Genomic DNA, 17,467 nt, shown 5'->3' on the forward strand with positions numbered 1-17,467 from the left:
TGTCCTATCCTGAAAAAGACGTAGTAGAGGATCTATGAGCGTGACACCGACTATCAATGCACAAAAACAGCCCTCTGGTACCCATTGTCCGCACTGCGAGACCGCGCTACCGCAGAATGCGGTTTTCTGTAGTAGCTGTGGCGCACGCATTGAGCAGAACTCCAATATGCTCTCAAGCGATACGAAAGCGATTGATGAACGCTATCATATAACAGCTCTCGTGCGACGACAACCCGCTGTACAAATCTTTCTGGCAACCGACAACCGGCTTCAACGCCCTGTCGCTATTCGTGATATCGACACCAGTTCGCTGGATCAGAGCACGCAGGCCCGCGCTCTCAAAGCAATCCAACAAGAATATGATCTGCTCCGTCAGGAACACCCGGCCGGTGTTCTGCCAGTGATCGATCTCCGTTCTCTTCGTGGACATGTTTTCGTTATTGCCGGGCAACAGGTCCAGACACAAGAAAAGTCCTCCCTGCATGTACTCCAGCATCAGCTTCAAAGCGGAAACGGGCTCCCCGATACAAAAACAGCGATTCGCTGGACCCTCTCGCTCTGCCGCACGCTCTCTGCACTGCACCGCCATCAGATCTTTTTAGGTGATCTCGATCCTTATACGATCGTTATCCGTGAAAACGATTCAACACCAGAGCTCATCGTTTCCTGGCTAACGCCTGCCGTCCGTCAGCTTCTGCCAGCAAAAAAGGCAAAGATCCCGGCCAGCAAGTTTACCGCGCCCGAGATCCAGCAAAACCCGCCGGACGCGCGCGCAGATCTCTATAGCCTGGGCGCGCTTCTCTACCTTTTCCTGACCGGAGCCGCTCCCGAACGCGACATCGTCAAGAAACAGGAATTTCCCGCCCGCTTCGCGCCGATCCTCCAACGCACGTTGACTATCGAGAGCGCTCAACGTTTCCAGCATGCCGATGAACTGGCCGCTGCCCTTGAGACGCTTGCCTCAAACGATAGCTCTACATCGAAACATACAGATAAACAACAGGGCAAGCACGACCCAGAAGCAACCATCATTGCCAGTGGTCCCTTGCCCTATCAGATGCCAGAAGAGAAGGGTAGCCCGACAAGCGATGACGTGGTGAAGCAGCCCACCCGGAAGCTATCTGAACCGGTTCCCATCGATCAGCAGGAAACCATGCGGATGCAGCCGTTTGCATCTCGACAGCATGAGCCCCCCCCTTCGGGGGCCCCCTCACCGCAGCAATCGTTCCTGCCAGTTCCGGCGCAGCCACAGAAGCCGGCCCTCAGCAGAGAACTGAGCCAGACCATGCACCGTGTCAAACAGCGGCTCACCACGGCCCTGCCTGCAATCATGCGTGTGATCAATCAGCTTCCGATCCCGGCGAGCAAGCCCGGCTTACCGGCTCCTCATAAGGGAACGGTTGTCAAGAGCGTCTGGCTGAAACACCTGCAAAGCTTTGTGCTTGGAACACAACGACGCGATATTCAGGCTGCCGCATTGGTTGAAACCCCGCTACGGATCAGACCGGAGCAGCCCTATCAGGTACGCATTACCATTATGGGTCGCAATCACCCCACCCGGCCTATTGCCGCGCCACCAGGAAGCCCAATCGCTGGCCTGAGCGCCCTCACAGAGGGCGATATAGTCCATCTGGAGGTTCGGTCTGTGCTGGCTCAGGGCAAAGCCTATGTCATCCAACGCGCAGAGGTACAGGTCCCAGGATATGGCTATGCAGCAGAGGTTTTGCTTCCGATGCCTCCGTTTGAAAAAGAGCCCGGGGGACGCCGCGAACGGCTCTACATCAGCATCAAGGATGGAAAAGATCGCTTGCTTTATGAGCAACCATTTGTCGTCGAGCTGTTTATATCCCATCTGGTACAATCAGGAAGAGAGGGACATAACGTTCTCCCCATTCCCATTTAACGCACGCAAAAGGCGGGCAGGTCCTTTTCCCTGCTCGTCTTTTTTTTACCCCGTAACATTTCCGCACTTTCTGCGATTTGTTTGTAGAAGACAATTGAACAGTTTCTTTCCAGCATGACGCTTAGGCTGTCTTGATGACGTTATGTTGTCATTTATACTATGTCAAAGGGGCAATGCAAAAAATGTATATTAAAATGCAATCAATGGAGTTGGAGCAGCGTCAAACGCTCCTTGATCCTCATACACCACTTTTTCAGCAGGCCCGACTCAGTCGCTTCCGACCGGGCAAGATCCTCACGATTCTCATCACAGCCCTGCTTTCTTTCGTCTTTCTCTTGCTTCCCAATTACCTGCTTATCCCTGCTTTCTACAAAATCTGCTCTATCTTCTCGTTACGTGAACAGGTATACGCACTCTATCGAGATACTGATAGTCTGAAGAGCGCCGCTGGCTACATCTGGATCTGTTTTATCTGGCTTGCCGCTGTCGTTCTGCTCCTCTGGCTCCTTATCGTGAAAAGCGTTCTTTTCGCACCCTCGGCCTGAACGTCAAATCATTCACCAGTTCATATGCTCTTGGAATAACTACGGGTTGTCTGCTCATGGGTTCCTCAGTTGGCCTCCTTCTGCTCTCAGGAACAGCCACACTGAGCTCACTCAAGCCCCTGGAGGGGCACATGCGCGATTGGCAAAGCGTGGCGGTCGTTTTTCTGGCCTGGATGCTACAAGGGGGTAAAGAAGAGCTGATCTATCGGGGCTGGCTCTTCCCGCTCCTGGGCGTGAAGCTCTCGCCGGCCGCTGCGCTGTTTGTTTCCTCGCTTCTCTTCTCGCTCGCGCACGGCCTGAACGCCAATTTCAACGTGATTTCCTTCCTGAACCTCTTCCTCTTCGCGATCCTGACCGCGCTCTATGCAGCCTATACGGGGAACATCTGGGGCGTTAGCGGCCTCCATGCCGCCTGGAACTGGATGCAAGGAAATGTCTTCGGTTTGCCAGTCAGCGGGGTTGTCTATCGGGGCTTCTATCCCATTCAAATGCATAGTGTCGGCCCGGAGTGGCTGAATGGGGGAAACTTTGGGCCCGAAGGGGGTATCGTTGTTACGCTTGTCTTGCTCCTTGCGAGCGTCATTCTGGGCTACCTGCACTTTACCCGCTCGGTTCAAAGACGGTAACGTGCGCACACAAAAGAGGCGAGCAGGAGATCCTCCGCTCGCCCTTCGCTTGTTCAGGCACCAAAGGCAAAGACTGTTCCTGCCATCATGCCAAAGAGCAGTATCAGCAAAAGCCCTTCCAGCCAGACCAGTTCGCCATCTTTTGTAATCTCGCTGAAAAGAAAGGTCGTAATGCCAAGCACCGCAAGCTCAACGATACTGAATACCAGATCCAGGCGTTGTGGCATAAACAGGCTGAGCAGCACCAACAGCGGTGCAACCAGCAGCGCGATCTGAATAGAGGAGCCAGCGGACGCCGCCAACACCATACCGATCTTCTTATTCCAGGCCATCGAGATGCAGTTAAAGTATTCGGGCAACGCGCCAATAAATGGCACAAACACCAGACCTATAAACGCCTCATTCCAACCCAGACCCTTCGCCATCGGTTCAATCGAGCCAACCAACACCTCGGAGACCAGCGCGACCCCTACTGTGGCGAGACACAACAGCAACAGAGAACGCCAGAGCGGCGGACGGTGCAGATGGACAGGCTGTTTTGTCGCGGATGCTGCCGCCTGAACCGGGTTGATCTCCCGGGTTGCAGCCGGCTTCTGCTCTTGTTTGAGCATCGTATCCACAGCGACATCTATATGCTTCAATGCTTCGGTCTTACCCGCGATATCGCTCTGTGCCAGACGATAGCGGTACGAGAGCAAGCGCGAGATCGCGTCCATTGAGCGTGCGCCCAGAGTCGGCTCTAGATCCTCATCCTCGTCACCATGATCACGAAACCGAAACACGCTAAAGATAATCGAAGCGATATATCCAAGTAACAGGATGACCGCAATAAAGTCCGAGAGATTATGTTCTACTACCTTCTGTTGCGTCGATACCACATGCAGATTCGCAATGGTTGGCAACATCAAGCCCGCTGAACAGAGCAAAAAGAGCGATGCATACTGACTGGCCGGGCGAGCCTCGAACTTCAGGCGTCCGTGCCTGAAACCACCGACACAGACAGAGATTCCCAGGGCCAGGAGCGCATTACCCAGGATCGCACCAATAATCGAGGCACGAACCACATCGACTAATCCTTCACTCAGCGCAAAAATGCTGATAATCAGTTCGGTGGCATTGCCAAATGTCGCAAAGAGCAAGCCCCCGATGCGTTCACCGGTATATTCAGCGACCCCTTCAACGGATGTGCCAATCAATGCAGCCAGCGGCACAATGCCAAGTGCTGCAAGCCCAAAAATGATGGCGGGTGGCAAAGACACATGTGCGAAATCAAGAACAACGGCTGCAACTGCAAAGATCAGCAGGAAATACAACCAGCGCGGCATGAAAAGAGTCCTCCCCTTCAATTGATTTTCTTCTTTTGCAGGCGGGTTATGCTGTTCTGCAAAAATGTAGAGGTTAAGGCGCTTAACGGGCTGTTTCCGGGTTATTTCTCACATGTATACACTAACACAAAAAAGAACAGCGATAAAGGAGCAAACGCTGTCTTATCGCTGTTCGTCATTTGGTTATGCCAGCTTGCGATATGCCTCACAATAACTGCGCACGGTCATAATATATTCCGCATGGCTCCAGGTTAATGGGGAAACACTCAGCGGCTCGCCGGTAAAGGGATGCATCTGTTCTGCCAGCACGCCACTCGACAGGGTCCGCTTTTTCACCCATTCCAGCAGCGGCAAGGCCTGATGTAGCTCATCCAGGGAGCGGGCCCGAGCGATGCGATATCGCGCCAGCCATAGAGTGCAGATACACCAGGGATTCCCCGGCGCAATGGAGAGATCTTCTGTCACCTGATGATAGCGATCATTCTCATAGCGGGCCATCCCCCCGATCTCTGTTTTCACCCAGAGGGCGCGCTCAACAGCCTGAATGGTACGCTCAACACGAGGATCATCGGCGGGCAGCAACCCGAAGAGGAACAGACCGCACAGGCTGCTATCCAGCGCCGTATCTTTCTCAAGTAAGCCATCCGCTTTCACCTGGATTCGACGCAAGAAGTGGCCCCGTTCCTCATCCCAGAGGTACTGAAGCGCCGCGCTTCTCATCACTTCGGCTTCCCTACCATAGCGCTCCGCCAGCACAGTTTCACCAAACAGATGCGCGAACTGAGCCGCCGCGTTCAATCCCGCATAGACGGTGGCGGTCGTAAAGGTAAAGATGCCCCGGCGCTCTTCCCAGAGATCATAGGAGGCCTGGGGCAGTCCCGTTCTCGGATCTCGATAGGAGACCATAAAGTCAGCCGCTCGCACGATCAGCGAGCGAAACAGCGCAGCCACGAACTCGATATCATGAAACCGCTGATAATGTTGCCAGAGACTATAGATCACCAGAGCCGTTTCATCTTCCTGAATCGGCAACTGAGGCTGCCCTTCCCCATCAATCCACGCTTCCCAACTACTCCCCCAGGAATGGTCGGGGTTATACTTCTGAAGCAAATAACCGCCTTCGGTCAGGACATCGTTGCAGAAGTGAAAGAACGAGCGGGTCGGCTCGCCATAGCCCGCATGGCTCAGCGCGTTTGCAACCAGCGCCCCATCACGTGGCCACATGTAGGAGTAGCTATCATTGGAGAACTCCTGTACATCGCCATCGTTTGCGGCCAGAATAGCGCCCCCGTGATCGATCTGGCTCTGCACAATCAGCAAGCTGCGCTTATACAGAGCGACCAGTTCAGGCGACAGGTCGGCGAAATCTGGCTCCACTTCCCTGTTCACCCAACGCTTCCAGTAATTCGCGGTACGCTGTAGCAACACTTCGGGACCGCGCTCACGCACCAGCCGATCCAGTTCCACAACGGCAGACCAGTCCTGACCGGCCACAAGCCAGTGATAGCACTCAACAGCAGCGCCGCCAGCAACATTCGGAACATGCAGCGCCAGTGTGCTATCAACCGAGCCTTGCGCAATCGGATTACGGCCCAGGACGCCATCTTCCGCGTCACGCCATGTTCCCTCTGCGCCCTGAAACTGCTTGATCCCGGTAGCCCAGCTACTGACCCCAACGGTGGTTGTTCCGTCCAGGCGCACCAACCCGTTCATCAGGAAGTATGCACGCAACTTATAGGCGATCAGCGCCTGCTGCTCGGGAGCGTAAAATACCGTGTTTGCGTTCCGGTCATTCCAGAGATACCAGTCATAATGGAAGAACAGCCGCACCTCTCGCTCCCGTGTCGCTAGATTGGTGATAATCATGTGGCGGAGAAACACAGGGTGGTGAAAGTCGACCAAATCTTCACAGAGCAAGCGGAGCTGTAAACGAGGATGCTCAAGCAGTACATGGGTGACCAATGTCTCCTCTCTATACTGAATCTGCCGCCGCCACTCGGGATCGTTGAGCCAGGCAAACGCGCCGTCGACCCAGATGCCTGTATAGGAGATATCGCCACCAGTATGCAACTCCTGTCCAATATGTGGCCAGTAGATATCACGCACATTGTAGGCCCGATCGAAATTCACCAGTAATCGTCCATTTCCCACCGGAATATCACGAGGCATAACAACAATCCTCCACTTTCCAACTGAACCCAACAGCAAAACAAAACAGGCGAGCAAAGGGTCTCTACTGGTTAAACGATAAGAGAGCTGTCTTTTCCCTTTCGATCTTGTGACATGAAGGCTTTTTTGCTACTGTATGAAGAAAGTTCAAAGATGTAGGTTCGCTTTTCATGAAAAAACGGAATTTACTTTCACGTTTACGCACAAACGGCTGGCTGTATCTGGTCAGCGCACTTATTTTGCTTCTTCTCACGCCGCTCTATCAATTGCTGGTCCTCAATCCGGCTGGCTTCGATGATACGCGGCTGGTTGGCAGGATGGATGCCTATTTTCTCTGGATTCAGCAGCACACGCTCCACTTCCTGATCTATCGCGGCCTGCTCTTTCTGGCCTTCGCGCTGCTCTTCACCTTTCCCTATTCACTCTACCGCATTATTGTCGCGCAAGAACTGATGCGTCAGCTTGAAGAGGGTGAAGAGCAGGAGAGCGAGAAACCGCAGGAAGAAGATGAACACCAGGCGGAGGGGATGCCATCTTTTGCCTGGAGAGGAAAGGGGTTCGCGGTCCTTGCCGCCTGGCTTGGCACAATTGGTATTCTGATTTTCCTTCTGGGAACGCTCATCGGCACGATCTATGTCACACTAACCGCGCAGAACTTTCATGGCAGCACCATTGCAGGGGGAACTATCCAGTTTACCAACATCTTTACCATTACGACTAATGCGGTCGCGATCGGGATTCTGGCGCTTTCCAGCCTGTTCTTTGGTGCGATGATTGCTCGAAGCGGGCGCACGCTCTGGCCGACTTCCTGGCTCCTTTTTGGCTACTGTGGGCTGGCCGTTTCCGCACCCTTGAGTGGCAGCGCGGTCGGAGTTGCTTGCAGCCCGGCAACGGGGCAGTCGCCCTTAACCACCTATGCCATTCTGTTCTTTGCCGCGTGGATTCTCTGGTTTAGCATCATGCTGGTTCGGCTGCGAGCAGAGGAATGAGCAAGCGGGCTGCCCGATCGAGACAGCCCGCCTCAAACAAGATGTTGATATACGAGGCCACCTACAAAGAAGATGGGCTATAGCCTTTATTCGCGGAATGCAGTATCGCCCTGTCCACCAGCCTCAGAGGCATGCAACAGTTCATATCCCGAACGCCAGTATTCAAGGGCCCGCTCTTGCTGCCCCTGCGCCTCTAGCGTTTGCGCCAGATGCCGATAGACCTCCGCCAGAGCGAAATCAGTCTGCGTTCCTTTCAGGCACTCAATGGCTCGTTCAAAATAGCCGACCGCTCTGGCAAGGAGCTGCTTCCGCCGCTCTCCACTCTGTTGCATGGCTTCGGCATGGACTACCTCACCGATGATCCGATATGTTACACCTTCCATATAGGGAGAGGCTCCCTTGATCTGCTCGATGATTCCCAGAGCACGTTCACAATACCGCCAGGCCGCATCCGGTCGCCCTTCAGCCAGACGCAATGTAGCCAGATTGGCACAGATCATCATAGAAAGCGCCTGCTGACCGCTCAAGCCGGTACAGATTGAAAGAGCTTCAGTATATAAATCAGCCGCTGTACTATAATCCTTTTGCAAAAAACGAATATATCCGAGGCCGTTCAGCATTCGAGCTTCCAACGTACGATTCGCTTGCTCACGATACAACTTCAGCGCAATCTCTCCATGCTCACCAGCCCGCTCATAGTCGCCCATTGCTCGATAGGTCTCGGTGAGACCATAATGAATATTGGGGACTTCATCCCTGTTTTGATAGTGCTGACACAGGCGTAGTGCCTCCATGTATTCCCGTATCGCGGCCTGATAGAGCCCCCGCATATAGAAAGCGGTAGCCAGAGAGTAGCGCCCTTGAATACGGACTCGCGGTAGGTGAATACGCCGATCGTGCAACAGTTTGAGGCAGGCTTGAAAATGGAGGGATGCATCAACAAACAGAAACAGATTGGAAGCGGCTTTCCCCAGGCAGAGCAAAAAAAACGCGATGCGCTCGCGCTCTAGCACAATCTCACTGCCTTCGGCCCTTGTTGCCTGTTCCAGTAAAGGAGAGAGCACACGCATGGCTTCATCCCACTGGCGTCGTTCCACGTAACACCAGCCAAGCAGATAGGCAAATTCTTGCTGCTGCTTCTCGCTGGCAGCTTGAATCTCCTGCTGTAGCTGTTGCAACTCATGCAAGACAACGTCGGACTGCCCTTCTTCTATTTGCAGACGAGCACGATACAACTGCATCTGCAATTTTGCATTTGATACCACGAACCGCATCTCCTCCTTACATCATATGTAAACATATGCAATTATAACACATCCATAGGAAAATGAGTAGTTTTGGAAGGATAAATAGGAAAGAAGAGAAGAAGTCTTATATACCAATAGAAGGAGGGTAAAGAAAGTACAACGGAAAATCTTGAACCCTTACCACCGCGCCCACAAAGTGGCAAGGAGATTTCCCGTTATTCACAGTATAACGTAATCTTTTCTTTTACACAAGAACCCAGTACTTACAGGATATGCGCTTTTCCTTGCGAGACAAGTAGCTTCGTGATAGACTGTGCAAGGGGCCAGAGCGCCCACCCTCTCGATACTGTATTATAAAAGCAGGAAGAAAAAACGTTTACCCCTTTGCCCAAAAACAAGCAAAGTGGCTAGATGTGGAAGATGGAGAAACGAAATTGATGCATCTAGAAGAAGATAGTACCATCGAGAACGAGAGTGGATCCAGTAGCAGGAGATTGACAGTGCAAGGAAACCATCGCTTACATGATCGCCTCACTAATCTGCGGGTTGTCACCATCGGTGGAGGTTCGGGAACGTTTTCGGTGCTTTCGCATCTCAAAAAATATCCCCTGAACATTACTGCCATCGTGACTATGTCAGATAGTGGCGGCAGTTCACGCATGCTCATGGACGAGTTCCGTCGCCAGTTACCACTCGGAGACCTTCGCCAATCCCTTGTAGCGCTTGCCCGCAATGGAGCTCTCTGGCGCGAGGTCTTTATGCATCGCTTTGAACGTGACGATGAGGATGAAACAGAGGCAACCATTCGGCAGGGTGTCACCGGGCATAGTCTGGGTAACCTGATCATTAAAGGGCTACAGGACATCAATAACGGCGACCTGCTTCTTGCCATTGAAGACGCGCAAGAACTCCTCAATACCGCAGGCAATGTTCTGCCGGTAACCTTAACTCCCACAACGCTCTGTGCAGACCTTGAAGACGGCACGACGATCTGTAGCGAAACCGAGATCGATACACGTGGCAAAAAAGACCGCGGCGACCTTTCCCCTATTCAACGTCTCCATCTTCTCCCGGAGGATGCCGCAGCCTGTCCTCAGGCGATTCGTGCGCTACGCCGGGCAGATATCATCATTATTGGCCCTGGCGACCTGTACACAAGCTTGCTCCCCAATCTGCTGGTGCGCGATGTCGCACGCGCTATTCGTGAGTCAGAGGCCGAAAAGGTATATGTCTGCAATCTGATGACCAAGCATGGTGAAACAGATGGCTACAAAGCATCTGACTTTGTCAATGTAATCCATCGTTATCTTGGAGCCCGCGTCGACCGCGTCATCGTTAATGACGGTCCCTTCTCACCCGATCTCCTCAAGATGTATTCTGAAGAGCGCAGTGAGCCCGTCCTTGTCGATCGCGCCCAGCTCAGTCGTCTGGTGCCCAACGTTGTCATCGAGCACCTCACGCTGGAAGATGACACGCTGGCCCGTCACGATGCCGATAGACTGGTGCAGGCCATCCTGAAAGACTATTTTTAACACAGCATCTGGCCACGCCAGTATTTGTTGGACCCTCACGCGGCCTGAAGAAGCCCTTCTACCTTTGGCGTAGAAGGGCTTGTCATGCTCATCGCAATCCGTGAGCGATCTGTTCAAATTCCTCACGTGGAAAGGCTCTCAGAGTTTGCGTTCTCATGGAACCCTGAGTCATCGTTTCGAGAAGAAGGCGAGCTGCCGTCTGATCGTCGGGAGCCTCGATGATTACCACATAATCAAACTGGCCCATCACTAAATAGAAGCCTACTAACCTGCCACCAACCTCTTTTGCGGCCTCTTCAAAGGCCCTGAGACGCTCTGGCGCGTCCCTGACATCCTTCACGCTCTGCTCCGTCAAATTGACCAGAGTCACGTATGTTGGCATAGACGTTTTCCTCCACATTGAGAAAAAAGACATGCACCGTCTCGCAGAACAACGGCCATATACTCCATTGTATACGCTGGCATGCCGACAACACAAGTACCTTTTCTTTCTAATTCTTTTCTCTCATCTCAGATTTTTAATATCGTAATGGTCCTTTTCTCATTTTACCTCTTCTGGACAAAGAGCCAGCCTTCACAGATTCCGGCCAGCGCTCCCGCCAGCAAGAAGATACCGCGATGCGTCATAATGCCACCCTGAAACACAAACAACCCACTGGAAAGCAGAAGATAGGTGAAGAGAGCCAGAACCGCGCCGACAAATGGTCGTGTGAACCACGTGATGACGATAAATAATGGTGGGGGAGCACTTCGATACTGGCTCAGGGTTAACAGACAACTGATACAGCCACCCAACAAACCATACATCAAGACCAGCCAGGGGACTCCCAACAGCGTAAACTCTTCATTCAAGATAGCCCGCGCAAAACCAATGCCATGCAACACTGCAAAGGTGAGTGTTAGCAGGAGCGTAAATACCAGATAGGTCGCAAATAAAGTTAACAGAGAGGAACGCCGACGCGTCGTCGCACGCGGCAACAATGGTTCCTTGCTGGCCTCCTTTTCCTGAAGCTCCTGAAAGGCTGGAAGCGGCTCTGTATCCTGCGGGGCATACTCGATCAGTGCCGTATCCAGCCTGCTTTTCTCCTCGGTGGTTGCTGCATCCTCTTCTTGCATCATATACCTCCCCAGGTACTTCATCGGTAGTTTTTGTTTACGAGCCGCTGCCGCCAGTTGCTGAACAAAAGCCGTTCCCCCCGACTCCGATAGCAGAGAAAGGGGCTGCAATTGCTGACGCACGGCCTCGGTTGCAATATAGGTGATACAGGAGATATCGCGGGACCGATAGGCCTCGCGCACAACGGCCTGTACGGGGCGAAACAGGGGCCGTGGAGGCGCAGCCGCATGCACCCTATCCAGCAGCGATGCTTCATCATCTACGGGCTTTGTCAGGCGTTGTGGCACACGATAGAGCACCCCCCAGACCTCCGCCTTTGCTTCAGGTCCGGGTTCAATGGTTGCCAGGGTCTTTTGTTCGTTCGGCAGGGTTCCCAATAAAATACTATAGCCTTTCAGTACTGCGGGACCATAGAGCAGAGCCTGTCCATCCATCCGTTCGACGCTATTCAGCACGGTAGGGTCCATCTCAAGGCCATATTCAAAAAGCCAGGTGAATTGCGGTACTGTCTCAACGGGAGCGGTTGTAACGGTTGATCCCTCCTCAACCGACTCTTCTTCCTCGTCGATTTCTTCGGGCAAAGGGGGGGCAGACGGGGCCTTTGCCGGAAAGGAGGGCTGTATCTCTTCCTCGCTTGCCTCCGGCTCTTCGAGCTGCGATAGATCGTGAAGAGCAAGCTCAGAATGCAGGGTTAACGGTCTGGGAGTATTGCTTCTGATGACAGAGACGCCGGGCGCCACCTCTTCGTTCTCTTGCTCTCCCTCAGCCACAGCCATGATGTCATCGGAAGCATCCTCTACTCGCTTGTGCTCGTTGCTCTGACTCTCCACTGCTTTCACCTTCTTCCACATGCACCACCTTATTTCAAGAAGTGTCAGACTATTGCTTTCTGTAGTATCAGGATACAAACAACTCCCATTTTCACCAAATCAATAGGCCAAAAGTAGTGTTGTCTCCCGCGTCACTCTCTTTCCCCACCCCTACCGTGCTCTACGGAGCCAGTTGCAACGCGAGCATCGCCTCCCCGATCTTCCGGGCATAGGTGCCAATCTCGTCCCGTTTCAGCGTTCCTTGCTCCGTAATCCAGTGGCGCACCAGGTGGGAAGGTGTCGCATCAAAGTAAAAATTGCGCACTGCAATCCCTTCAGGCGCGTCCGGCCAGACCTCCTCTGGCTCTTTTTCTTCAAGCCAGTGTTCCTCGTCGGGGTTCCAGTGGCGCGGCGTGATCTTCAATGTCTCACAGAGCACATAGAAGGGGATCTGGAGACCGTGAGCCGCCCAGCCTACCAGAGCCGTCCCGGCCTTATTCAGCACCGTGCCATCTTCCAGCACGCTATCAGCACCGACCACCACCGCCTGACAGCGTGGCAGAAAAAGAGCGGCCTGAGCATCGGTAATCAGCGTGATCTTCAGCCCGGCACACTGTAAGATTAGTGCCGTCTCACGCCCCTCAAAGTTCGGGCGCCCTTCCATCACCACCACCTCGCTGATCTGCTGCCGGCAGGCCCGCAACACATCAAGTACGGTATTGGAGATGCTGCATGTCAGCAGGCTCCCGTGCAATAAGGGAGCCGCGTGCTGCGCGATACGGGTGGTCATGCGGTCATAGTCAGAGAGCATCCTTGCAGCGGCCGCTGCGATCTCCGCGGGCGTTTTGCGTCCGACCATTAACAGGCCCATCGCCCCCGAAAGAGCCGCCATTGCCGGACGCGCCTGTGCGATTTCGCGCGCAACTTCTCGCAGCATGTAAATATGCTCTTGCTGTTCGGTAACCTTCTCCTTCGCTGCATCGTGCATAATACAAATTGCCTCACGCACTAACCAGCGTGACCCATGTTCTCTATCTGAGTACAGTTTTTTCACTCTTTGTTCAATTGCATTCATAGTACATCCCTCCTGGCAGCAAATTTATCTTTGCCGTTTTGCAACGTCATAAACAACAAAGAAACAGTTTAACATAGTCTGCGTCAGAGCATCGACTAATCGTACAACCAACAGTTGTACTTTTTCGTGCGTGTGCAGATAGCATTTCTTTTATCGTAACCGTGAGATTTAATACATTCCACAATAACTGCGTCATAAAGGTAGAGAGGGTATTCACGTACAGCATGTTTCGCCATTGGAACAAAGGAGAACACAATGCATCATACATTGTACCGGGATGATGTTCAAGCAAGGCGTGTCACCAGCACAATACAGAGCGCGCTCGCCAGGCAAGGTGTTATACAGGGTATCTCACCAAATGTCCTCGCCAGCACGCTTTGTATCTGGACACAGGCCGCATTCACCTTACGCCAGCGAGCCACCGAGCTGATCGAGAAGCCCTGCCAGGAGCATGGCATTGCGATCCAGTGCCTCGGCGAGTATCCGTTGTTTACTGGCTCAAAGCTGATTCGAGGTGCGCAAACAGATGTAGTGATTCTTCCGGCAGAAGAAGATCCGCTCCTGGCATCAGGAAAGTTCCCTGTGCCGCTTCATGTCGCTCGACGCCTTCAACTCATCAGAGAAGCCGGGGTACCACTCGACCAGATGCGGACCTACATTGCCCACGAGGTGCCACGCAACAGCGTCAGCGAGCATGGACCAATTCCACTGGAAGTCATCGCGCCGCCTGTGCCAAAGGAAGCAGCCGCCACCGCCGAACAGCTAGGCAACATCGCACATATCGCTACTACAATCGTTCTGGGCAAGCTGAAAAAGGCCTTTACTGCCGGTATTAAGGGTGCGGGCATCGCCACCACCGGGGCCGGAATCGCAGCCGCAGCACTGCTTGACCCGCTGATCTTTGGTGCGTATGCCGATCAGCATGGCCTGGCCACATGGTTTGTTCTGGCACAATGGTACTGGTAAAGCTGGCTGAGCGGGAGGTATGCTTCCCGGCAGCCTGCATGCCTCCCGGGCGCTTCAATCTGACCGACCAAACTATCCAGGAGTTTTTTATGCTGCCAACACAACGACAGAGACAACAACAGGACAGGGAACCTTCCCCCTTCTCAGGAATCAGCGTACAGGACTTCATAGAGCACACGGTCATTTATGAGCACCAACCGCTTCCCTTTACGACAAAGCTCAAGCAGGGCGCACAGGCAGGAATGTTACTCTCTGTGATCTGTGCGGCCCTTCTGCTGCTTTTCCCACTGATGAAGCAGCCACTACAGAGTATATACTTCCCCTTCTTTCTGGGCTGGTTGAACAATCCGCTAACTGTCTATATGCAATGGATCTCGCAGGCGTTTCCACTCCAACTGCTCAATGGCAGCCTCTTCTGTAGCGGAATAGCGCTACTCGTAATCACCCGTAACCTGCGCCAGGGCCATTTAGGGCTTCAGTGGATTGCTTTTGCGCAGGCACTTGGTGGAAGTTTGAACATGTTGCTTATGCTCCCTTTCTTGCTGCTTCTCGTGGTGAATCTGCTGGCCTGGTTTATCGCAATCGGCCTTGCGATCATCGTCAGCCTGCTGCTGATCCGCCTGCTGGTCGCTCTGGTTGAGCAACTCTCTTGAGCAATTTATGCGATAATAAGAGAAAAGACTATAGACTGTTTTCTAGCAGCAGTCAGGGAGAACATGCTATGTTACAGCCCTCCACGCGCGAGGCCGTGATTGTTGCCGCCCTGCGCACACCGATCGGGAAACGAAATGGAAGCCTGAAAGACTGGCATCCTGTTGATCTCCTTGCTCATGTCCTTTCCGCCCTGATCGAACGCACCAACCTTGACCCAACCCTCGTTGATGACGTCATTGTAGGCTGTGTTGACCAGGTTGGAGAACAGGCATTGAATATCGGACGCAATGCAGTGCTTGCCGCGGGCTTTCCCGAAAGTGTGCCTGCAACCACCGTTGACCGTCAGTGCGGCTCAGGACAGCAGGCGGTTCATTTTGCCGCGCAGGGCATCATCAGCGGAGCATATGACGTCGCCATTGCGGCAGGGGTCGAATCAATGACTCGTGTCCCGATGGGGTCAACCTATGAGCATGGGCCAGGACAGCCATTCGGGCCGCGAATGAGTGCACGCTACACAGAAGGACTTGTCCACCAGGGCATCAGTGCGGAGTTGATCGCAGAAAAATGGGAACTCAGTCGGGCCGAACTGGATGCCTTCAGCCTCGAAAGCCATCGCCGAGCAGCACAGGCTACTGCTGAGGGGCGTTTCCGCTCACAGATTATTCCGGTTCCGCTTCAGGAGACTGGCGTTCTAATGGAACGAGATGAAGGGATTCGTACTGATACCAGTCTCGAAAAGCTGGCCGCGCTTCAGCCAGCGTTCAGGTCAGCAGGACGTATCACGGCAGGAAACTCCTCCCAGATTAGCGATGGAGCTTGCGCTCTGCTGCTAATGGAGCGAGGAGTTGCTGAGCGCCTCGGCCTCAAGCCACGAGCGCGTTTTGTCTCCTTCGCACTTGCCGGAGCTGATCCCGTGTTTATGCTGACTGCGCCCATACCTGCCACGCGCAAGGTCTTAACAAAGGCACGCATGACGCTTGAGCAAATAGACCTGTTCGAGATCAACGAGGCGTTCGCAAGTGTTGTGCTTGCCTGGCAGCATGAACTTGGGGTCGATCAGGCAAAGGTCAATGTCAACGGCGGAGCAATTGCGCTTGGGCATCCATTGGGCGCCTCGGGGGCACGTCTGACCACTGCGCTGCTTTGCGAACTGGAGCGAACGGGGCTCCGCTACGGTCTTCAGACGATCTGTGAGGGCGGAGGTATGGCCAACGCCTTGATTCTTGAACGGCTGGATTAAGCCAAAAAACGTACCCTGAGCGGTTTTCAGGGTACGTATACATTGTTCTCTCTCCTTTCCTGTCCATAGTTCTAATTGCGGTCGGGCTCCTCCTCAACCAGATCGCCAACACTGACCCCTAAGGCTCGTGAGAGCTTGACCAAAGTGCTATACGCTACGTCACGATACGGATCATGAAACAGCGCCTGTACAGTCTTGTAGTTTACATCAGCGATTCTCGATAAACGGGTCATACTGATGCTCTTGCTTTCAGCAATTTCCCTCACCTTGAGACGTATCATGTCTTCCCCCTTGAAAAACGAATATCGGTTTAAGTACGTGTAGTACGGCCTCTTAGTAAATAAAGGTAGTAACGGGAGAAGCCGACAAATGATAGTATACTCTTACTTATTTAACGTCTTAGTATATAATATTTTCCATCTATTTTTCATATTTTAAAGGAAAACATGACCATTCTCCAATATTTGCTCTTTTTACACCGGGAACGGATAAAAAAAAGAAGGGGAGCGGCTCAACAAATTCCAGTGCACCCCCTTGACATTTTTCAGAACTCTTAGGTATACTTAACAACGATACGAAACGCAAGCACCTTTTGACAATAAAATATATGCAGTAGCAATTGCTCTCATCCAGAGAGGTGGAGGGAAACGGCCCGATGAAGCCCGGCAACCCGTGTTGCAAAGTCGCATTACACAGGGTGCCAATTCCGGCGGAATGCATAATCCGCAAGATGAGGGGAGTATGCGTAGTCGCAGCACCCCTGTCAAAAGTCAGGGGTTTTTTGTTGCCCTGAACACTGCATAGAACGGAAATGACCGTGAAGAGGACGAGTAAATGCAACGGGTGACTACAGCGAGTTGACGGTTGATGAGAAGGTCAGCGTCATACCAGCATTGAAGATGACCTCGGAGTTGCAGACTGAAAAAGCTGTATAGCTAGAGTAGGTTGAGCCGTGTGGCTACGTTATAGGCCAGCAGTGCTGTCACTTCCAGCAGGTAGAGAAAAGAGGAAGGAGAACAGCACTCACTGAGGTTGCACACCGTGAGGTGTCAACAAATCAGGGTGGTACCGCGAAGCCTAGTTACCCTCGCCCCTGTGATGGGGGAGGGTTTTTTTTCACCCTTTTCCTCCTCCATAGATATTTCAGGGCGTGTCAATATATATTCGATATTGGTTCACTAGCGTTCTAGAGCCTGAATACGGTACATCCGTCTGTTCGGTTGACATACAGGAGAGCCCTTTTGAGAGGCACGCTACAGTCCAGTAGCGT

At 53.0% G+C, this 17,467-nt stretch carries 15 protein-coding genes, 1 riboswitch and 1 other annotated feature; of the genes, 8 read left to right on the plus strand and 7 right to left on the minus strand.

All coding sequences use genetic code 11. The features are described from left to right. Window positions 1-40: 40 nt before the first annotated feature. The 3 genes from KTH_RS19150 (at window position 41) to KTH_RS19160 (ending at window position 3,074) form a co-directional block, all read left to right on the plus strand. Window positions 41-1,903 (plus strand): protein kinase family protein, encoded by a 1,863-nt coding sequence (locus tag KTH_RS19150; protein WP_170142332.1) that lies wholly within the window; start codon window positions 41-43, stop codon window positions 1,901-1,903. A 182-nt stretch (window positions 1,904-2,085) separates the two neighbouring features. Next, a complete protein-coding gene (locus KTH_RS19155) occupies window positions 2,086-2,448 on the plus strand; it encodes a hypothetical protein (RefSeq protein ID WP_111319048.1) in 363 nt (120 codons plus the stop codon). Between the two features lie 131 nt (window positions 2,449-2,579). Then, the gene (locus tag KTH_RS19160; RefSeq protein ID WP_170142333.1) at window positions 2,580-3,074 is read left to right on the plus strand and encodes a CPBP family intramembrane glutamic endopeptidase; all 495 of its coding nucleotides are present in this window, start codon (window positions 2,580-2,582) and stop codon (window positions 3,072-3,074) included. Between the two features lie 53 nt (window positions 3,075-3,127). Here the strand turns inward: KTH_RS19160 and KTH_RS19165 are convergent, their stop codons facing one another. Both KTH_RS19165 and KTH_RS19170 read right to left on the minus strand, forming a co-directional pair. Then, a complete protein-coding gene (locus KTH_RS19165) occupies window positions 3,128-4,399 on the minus strand; it encodes a calcium:cation antiporter (RefSeq protein WP_111319052.1) in 1,272 nt (423 codons plus the stop codon). 183 nt (window positions 4,400-4,582) lie between these two features. Then, window positions 4,583-6,568 (minus strand): glycoside hydrolase family 15 protein, encoded by a 1,986-nt coding sequence (locus tag KTH_RS19170; RefSeq protein ID WP_497620525.1) that lies wholly within the window; start codon window positions 6,566-6,568, stop codon window positions 4,583-4,585. 170 nt (window positions 6,569-6,738) lie between these two features. On the opposite strand from KTH_RS19170, the gene KTH_RS19175 reads away from it, so the two are divergent. Then, window positions 6,739-7,557: a hypothetical protein gene (locus KTH_RS19175; protein ID WP_497620527.1), complete on the plus strand. Its 819-nt coding sequence runs from the start codon at window positions 6,739-6,741 to the stop codon at window positions 7,555-7,557. Window positions 7,558-7,643: 86 nt separating this feature from the next. Here the strand turns inward: KTH_RS19175 and KTH_RS19180 are convergent, their stop codons facing one another. Continuing rightward, window positions 7,644-8,822 carry a tetratricopeptide repeat protein gene (locus KTH_RS19180; protein WP_170142334.1) on the minus strand — a complete coding sequence of 393 codons (1,179 nt, stop codon included), beginning with the start codon at window positions 8,820-8,822 and terminating at the stop codon, window positions 7,644-7,646. Window positions 8,823-9,241: 419 nt separating this feature from the next. Between KTH_RS19180 and KTH_RS19185 the strand changes: the two genes are divergently transcribed. Further along, complete coding sequence (locus KTH_RS19185; RefSeq protein ID WP_497620529.1) at window positions 9,242-10,336, plus strand: gluconeogenesis factor YvcK family protein; 1,095 nt, start codon at window positions 9,242-9,244, stop codon at window positions 10,334-10,336. Window positions 10,337-10,424: 88 nt separating this feature from the next. Here KTH_RS19185 and KTH_RS19190 read toward each other — a convergent pair whose 3' ends face one another. The 3 genes from KTH_RS19190 to KTH_RS19200 form a co-directional block, all read right to left on the minus strand. Continuing rightward, a complete protein-coding gene (locus KTH_RS19190) occupies window positions 10,425-10,718 on the minus strand; it encodes a GYD domain-containing protein (protein ID WP_111319062.1) in 294 nt (97 codons plus the stop codon). 164 nt (window positions 10,719-10,882) lie between these two features. After that, entirely contained in the window at window positions 10,883-12,304 is a 1,422-nt protein-coding gene (locus tag KTH_RS19195; protein WP_497620532.1) for a gamma-glutamylcyclotransferase family protein, read from the minus strand. Between the two features lie 139 nt (window positions 12,305-12,443). Further along, window positions 12,444-13,337, minus strand: coding sequence for an eIF2B alpha/beta/delta subunit family protein (locus KTH_RS19200; RefSeq protein WP_497620534.1), 894 nt, complete (start codon window positions 13,335-13,337; stop codon window positions 12,444-12,446). Window positions 13,338-13,592: 255 nt separating this feature from the next. Here KTH_RS19200 and KTH_RS19205 point away from each other — a divergent pair, with 255 nt between their 5' ends. The 3 genes from KTH_RS19205 to KTH_RS19215 all read left to right on the plus strand — a co-directional run bounded on the left by KTH_RS19205 (window position 13,593) and on the right by KTH_RS19215 (window position 16,197). Further along, entirely contained in the window at window positions 13,593-14,303 is a 711-nt protein-coding gene (locus KTH_RS19205) for a hypothetical protein (RefSeq protein WP_497620536.1), read from the plus strand. Next, window positions 14,291-14,956, plus strand: coding sequence for a hypothetical protein (locus tag KTH_RS19210; RefSeq protein WP_497620538.1), 666 nt, complete (start codon window positions 14,291-14,293; stop codon window positions 14,954-14,956). The genes KTH_RS19205 and KTH_RS19210 overlap by 13 nt, the downstream gene beginning before the upstream one ends. A gap of 68 nt (window positions 14,957-15,024) precedes the next feature. Beyond that, window positions 15,025-16,197 (plus strand): thiolase family protein, encoded by a 1,173-nt coding sequence (locus KTH_RS19215; RefSeq protein ID WP_111319072.1) that lies wholly within the window; start codon window positions 15,025-15,027, stop codon window positions 16,195-16,197. 71 nt (window positions 16,198-16,268) lie between these two features. Here the strand turns inward: KTH_RS19215 and KTH_RS19220 are convergent, their stop codons facing one another. Further along, a complete protein-coding gene (locus tag KTH_RS19220; protein WP_111319074.1) occupies window positions 16,269-16,478 on the minus strand; it encodes a helix-turn-helix domain-containing protein in 210 nt (69 codons plus the stop codon). A 341-nt stretch (window positions 16,479-16,819) separates the two neighbouring features. Beyond that, window positions 16,820-16,934, plus strand: a riboswitch (SAM riboswitch). A gap of 71 nt (window positions 16,935-17,005) precedes the next feature. Beyond that, window positions 17,006-17,295, plus strand: a binding site (T-box leader). The last annotated feature ends 172 nt before the right edge of the window (window positions 17,296-17,467 follow it).

This window comes from Thermosporothrix sp. COM3 (assembly GCF_059696735.1).

What these genes read in the sequence shown, in the direction of transcription:
- KTH_RS19210 (WP_497620538.1), top strand. Translation starts at nt 14,291, where the DNA reads ATGGTACTGGTAAAGCTGGCTGAGCGGGAGGTATGCTTCCCGGCAGCC.
- KTH_RS19190 (WP_111319062.1), bottom strand. Translation starts at nt 10,718, where the DNA reads ATGCCAACATACGTGACTCTGGTCAATTTGACGGAGCAGAGCGTGAAG.
- KTH_RS19175 (WP_497620527.1), top strand. Translation starts at nt 6,739, where the DNA reads ATGAAAAAACGGAATTTACTTTCACGTTTACGCACAAACGGCTGGCTG.
- KTH_RS19165 (WP_111319052.1), bottom strand. Translation starts at nt 4,399, where the DNA reads ATGCCGCGCTGGTTGTATTTCCTGCTGATCTTTGCAGTTGCAGCCGTT.
- KTH_RS19170 (WP_497620525.1), bottom strand. Translation starts at nt 6,568, where the DNA reads ATGCCTCGTGATATTCCGGTGGGAAATGGACGATTACTGGTGAATTTC.
- KTH_RS19155 (WP_111319048.1), top strand. Translation starts at nt 2,086, where the DNA reads ATGTATATTAAAATGCAATCAATGGAGTTGGAGCAGCGTCAAACGCTC.
- KTH_RS19200 (WP_497620534.1), bottom strand. Translation starts at nt 13,337, where the DNA reads ATGAATGCAATTGAACAAAGAGTGAAAAAACTGTACTCAGATAGAGAA.
- KTH_RS19195 (WP_497620532.1), bottom strand. Translation starts at nt 12,304, where the DNA reads ATGTGGAAGAAGGTGAAAGCAGTGGAGAGTCAGAGCAACGAGCACAAG.
- KTH_RS19215 (WP_111319072.1), top strand. Translation starts at nt 15,025, where the DNA reads ATGTTACAGCCCTCCACGCGCGAGGCCGTGATTGTTGCCGCCCTGCGC.
- KTH_RS19160 (WP_170142333.1), top strand. Translation starts at nt 2,580, where the DNA reads ATGCGCGATTGGCAAAGCGTGGCGGTCGTTTTTCTGGCCTGGATGCTA.
- KTH_RS19205 (WP_497620536.1), top strand. Translation starts at nt 13,593, where the DNA reads ATGCATCATACATTGTACCGGGATGATGTTCAAGCAAGGCGTGTCACC.
- KTH_RS19220 (WP_111319074.1), bottom strand. Translation starts at nt 16,478, where the DNA reads ATGATACGTCTCAAGGTGAGGGAAATTGCTGAAAGCAAGAGCATCAGT.
- KTH_RS19185 (WP_497620529.1), top strand. Translation starts at nt 9,242, where the DNA reads ATGCATCTAGAAGAAGATAGTACCATCGAGAACGAGAGTGGATCCAGT.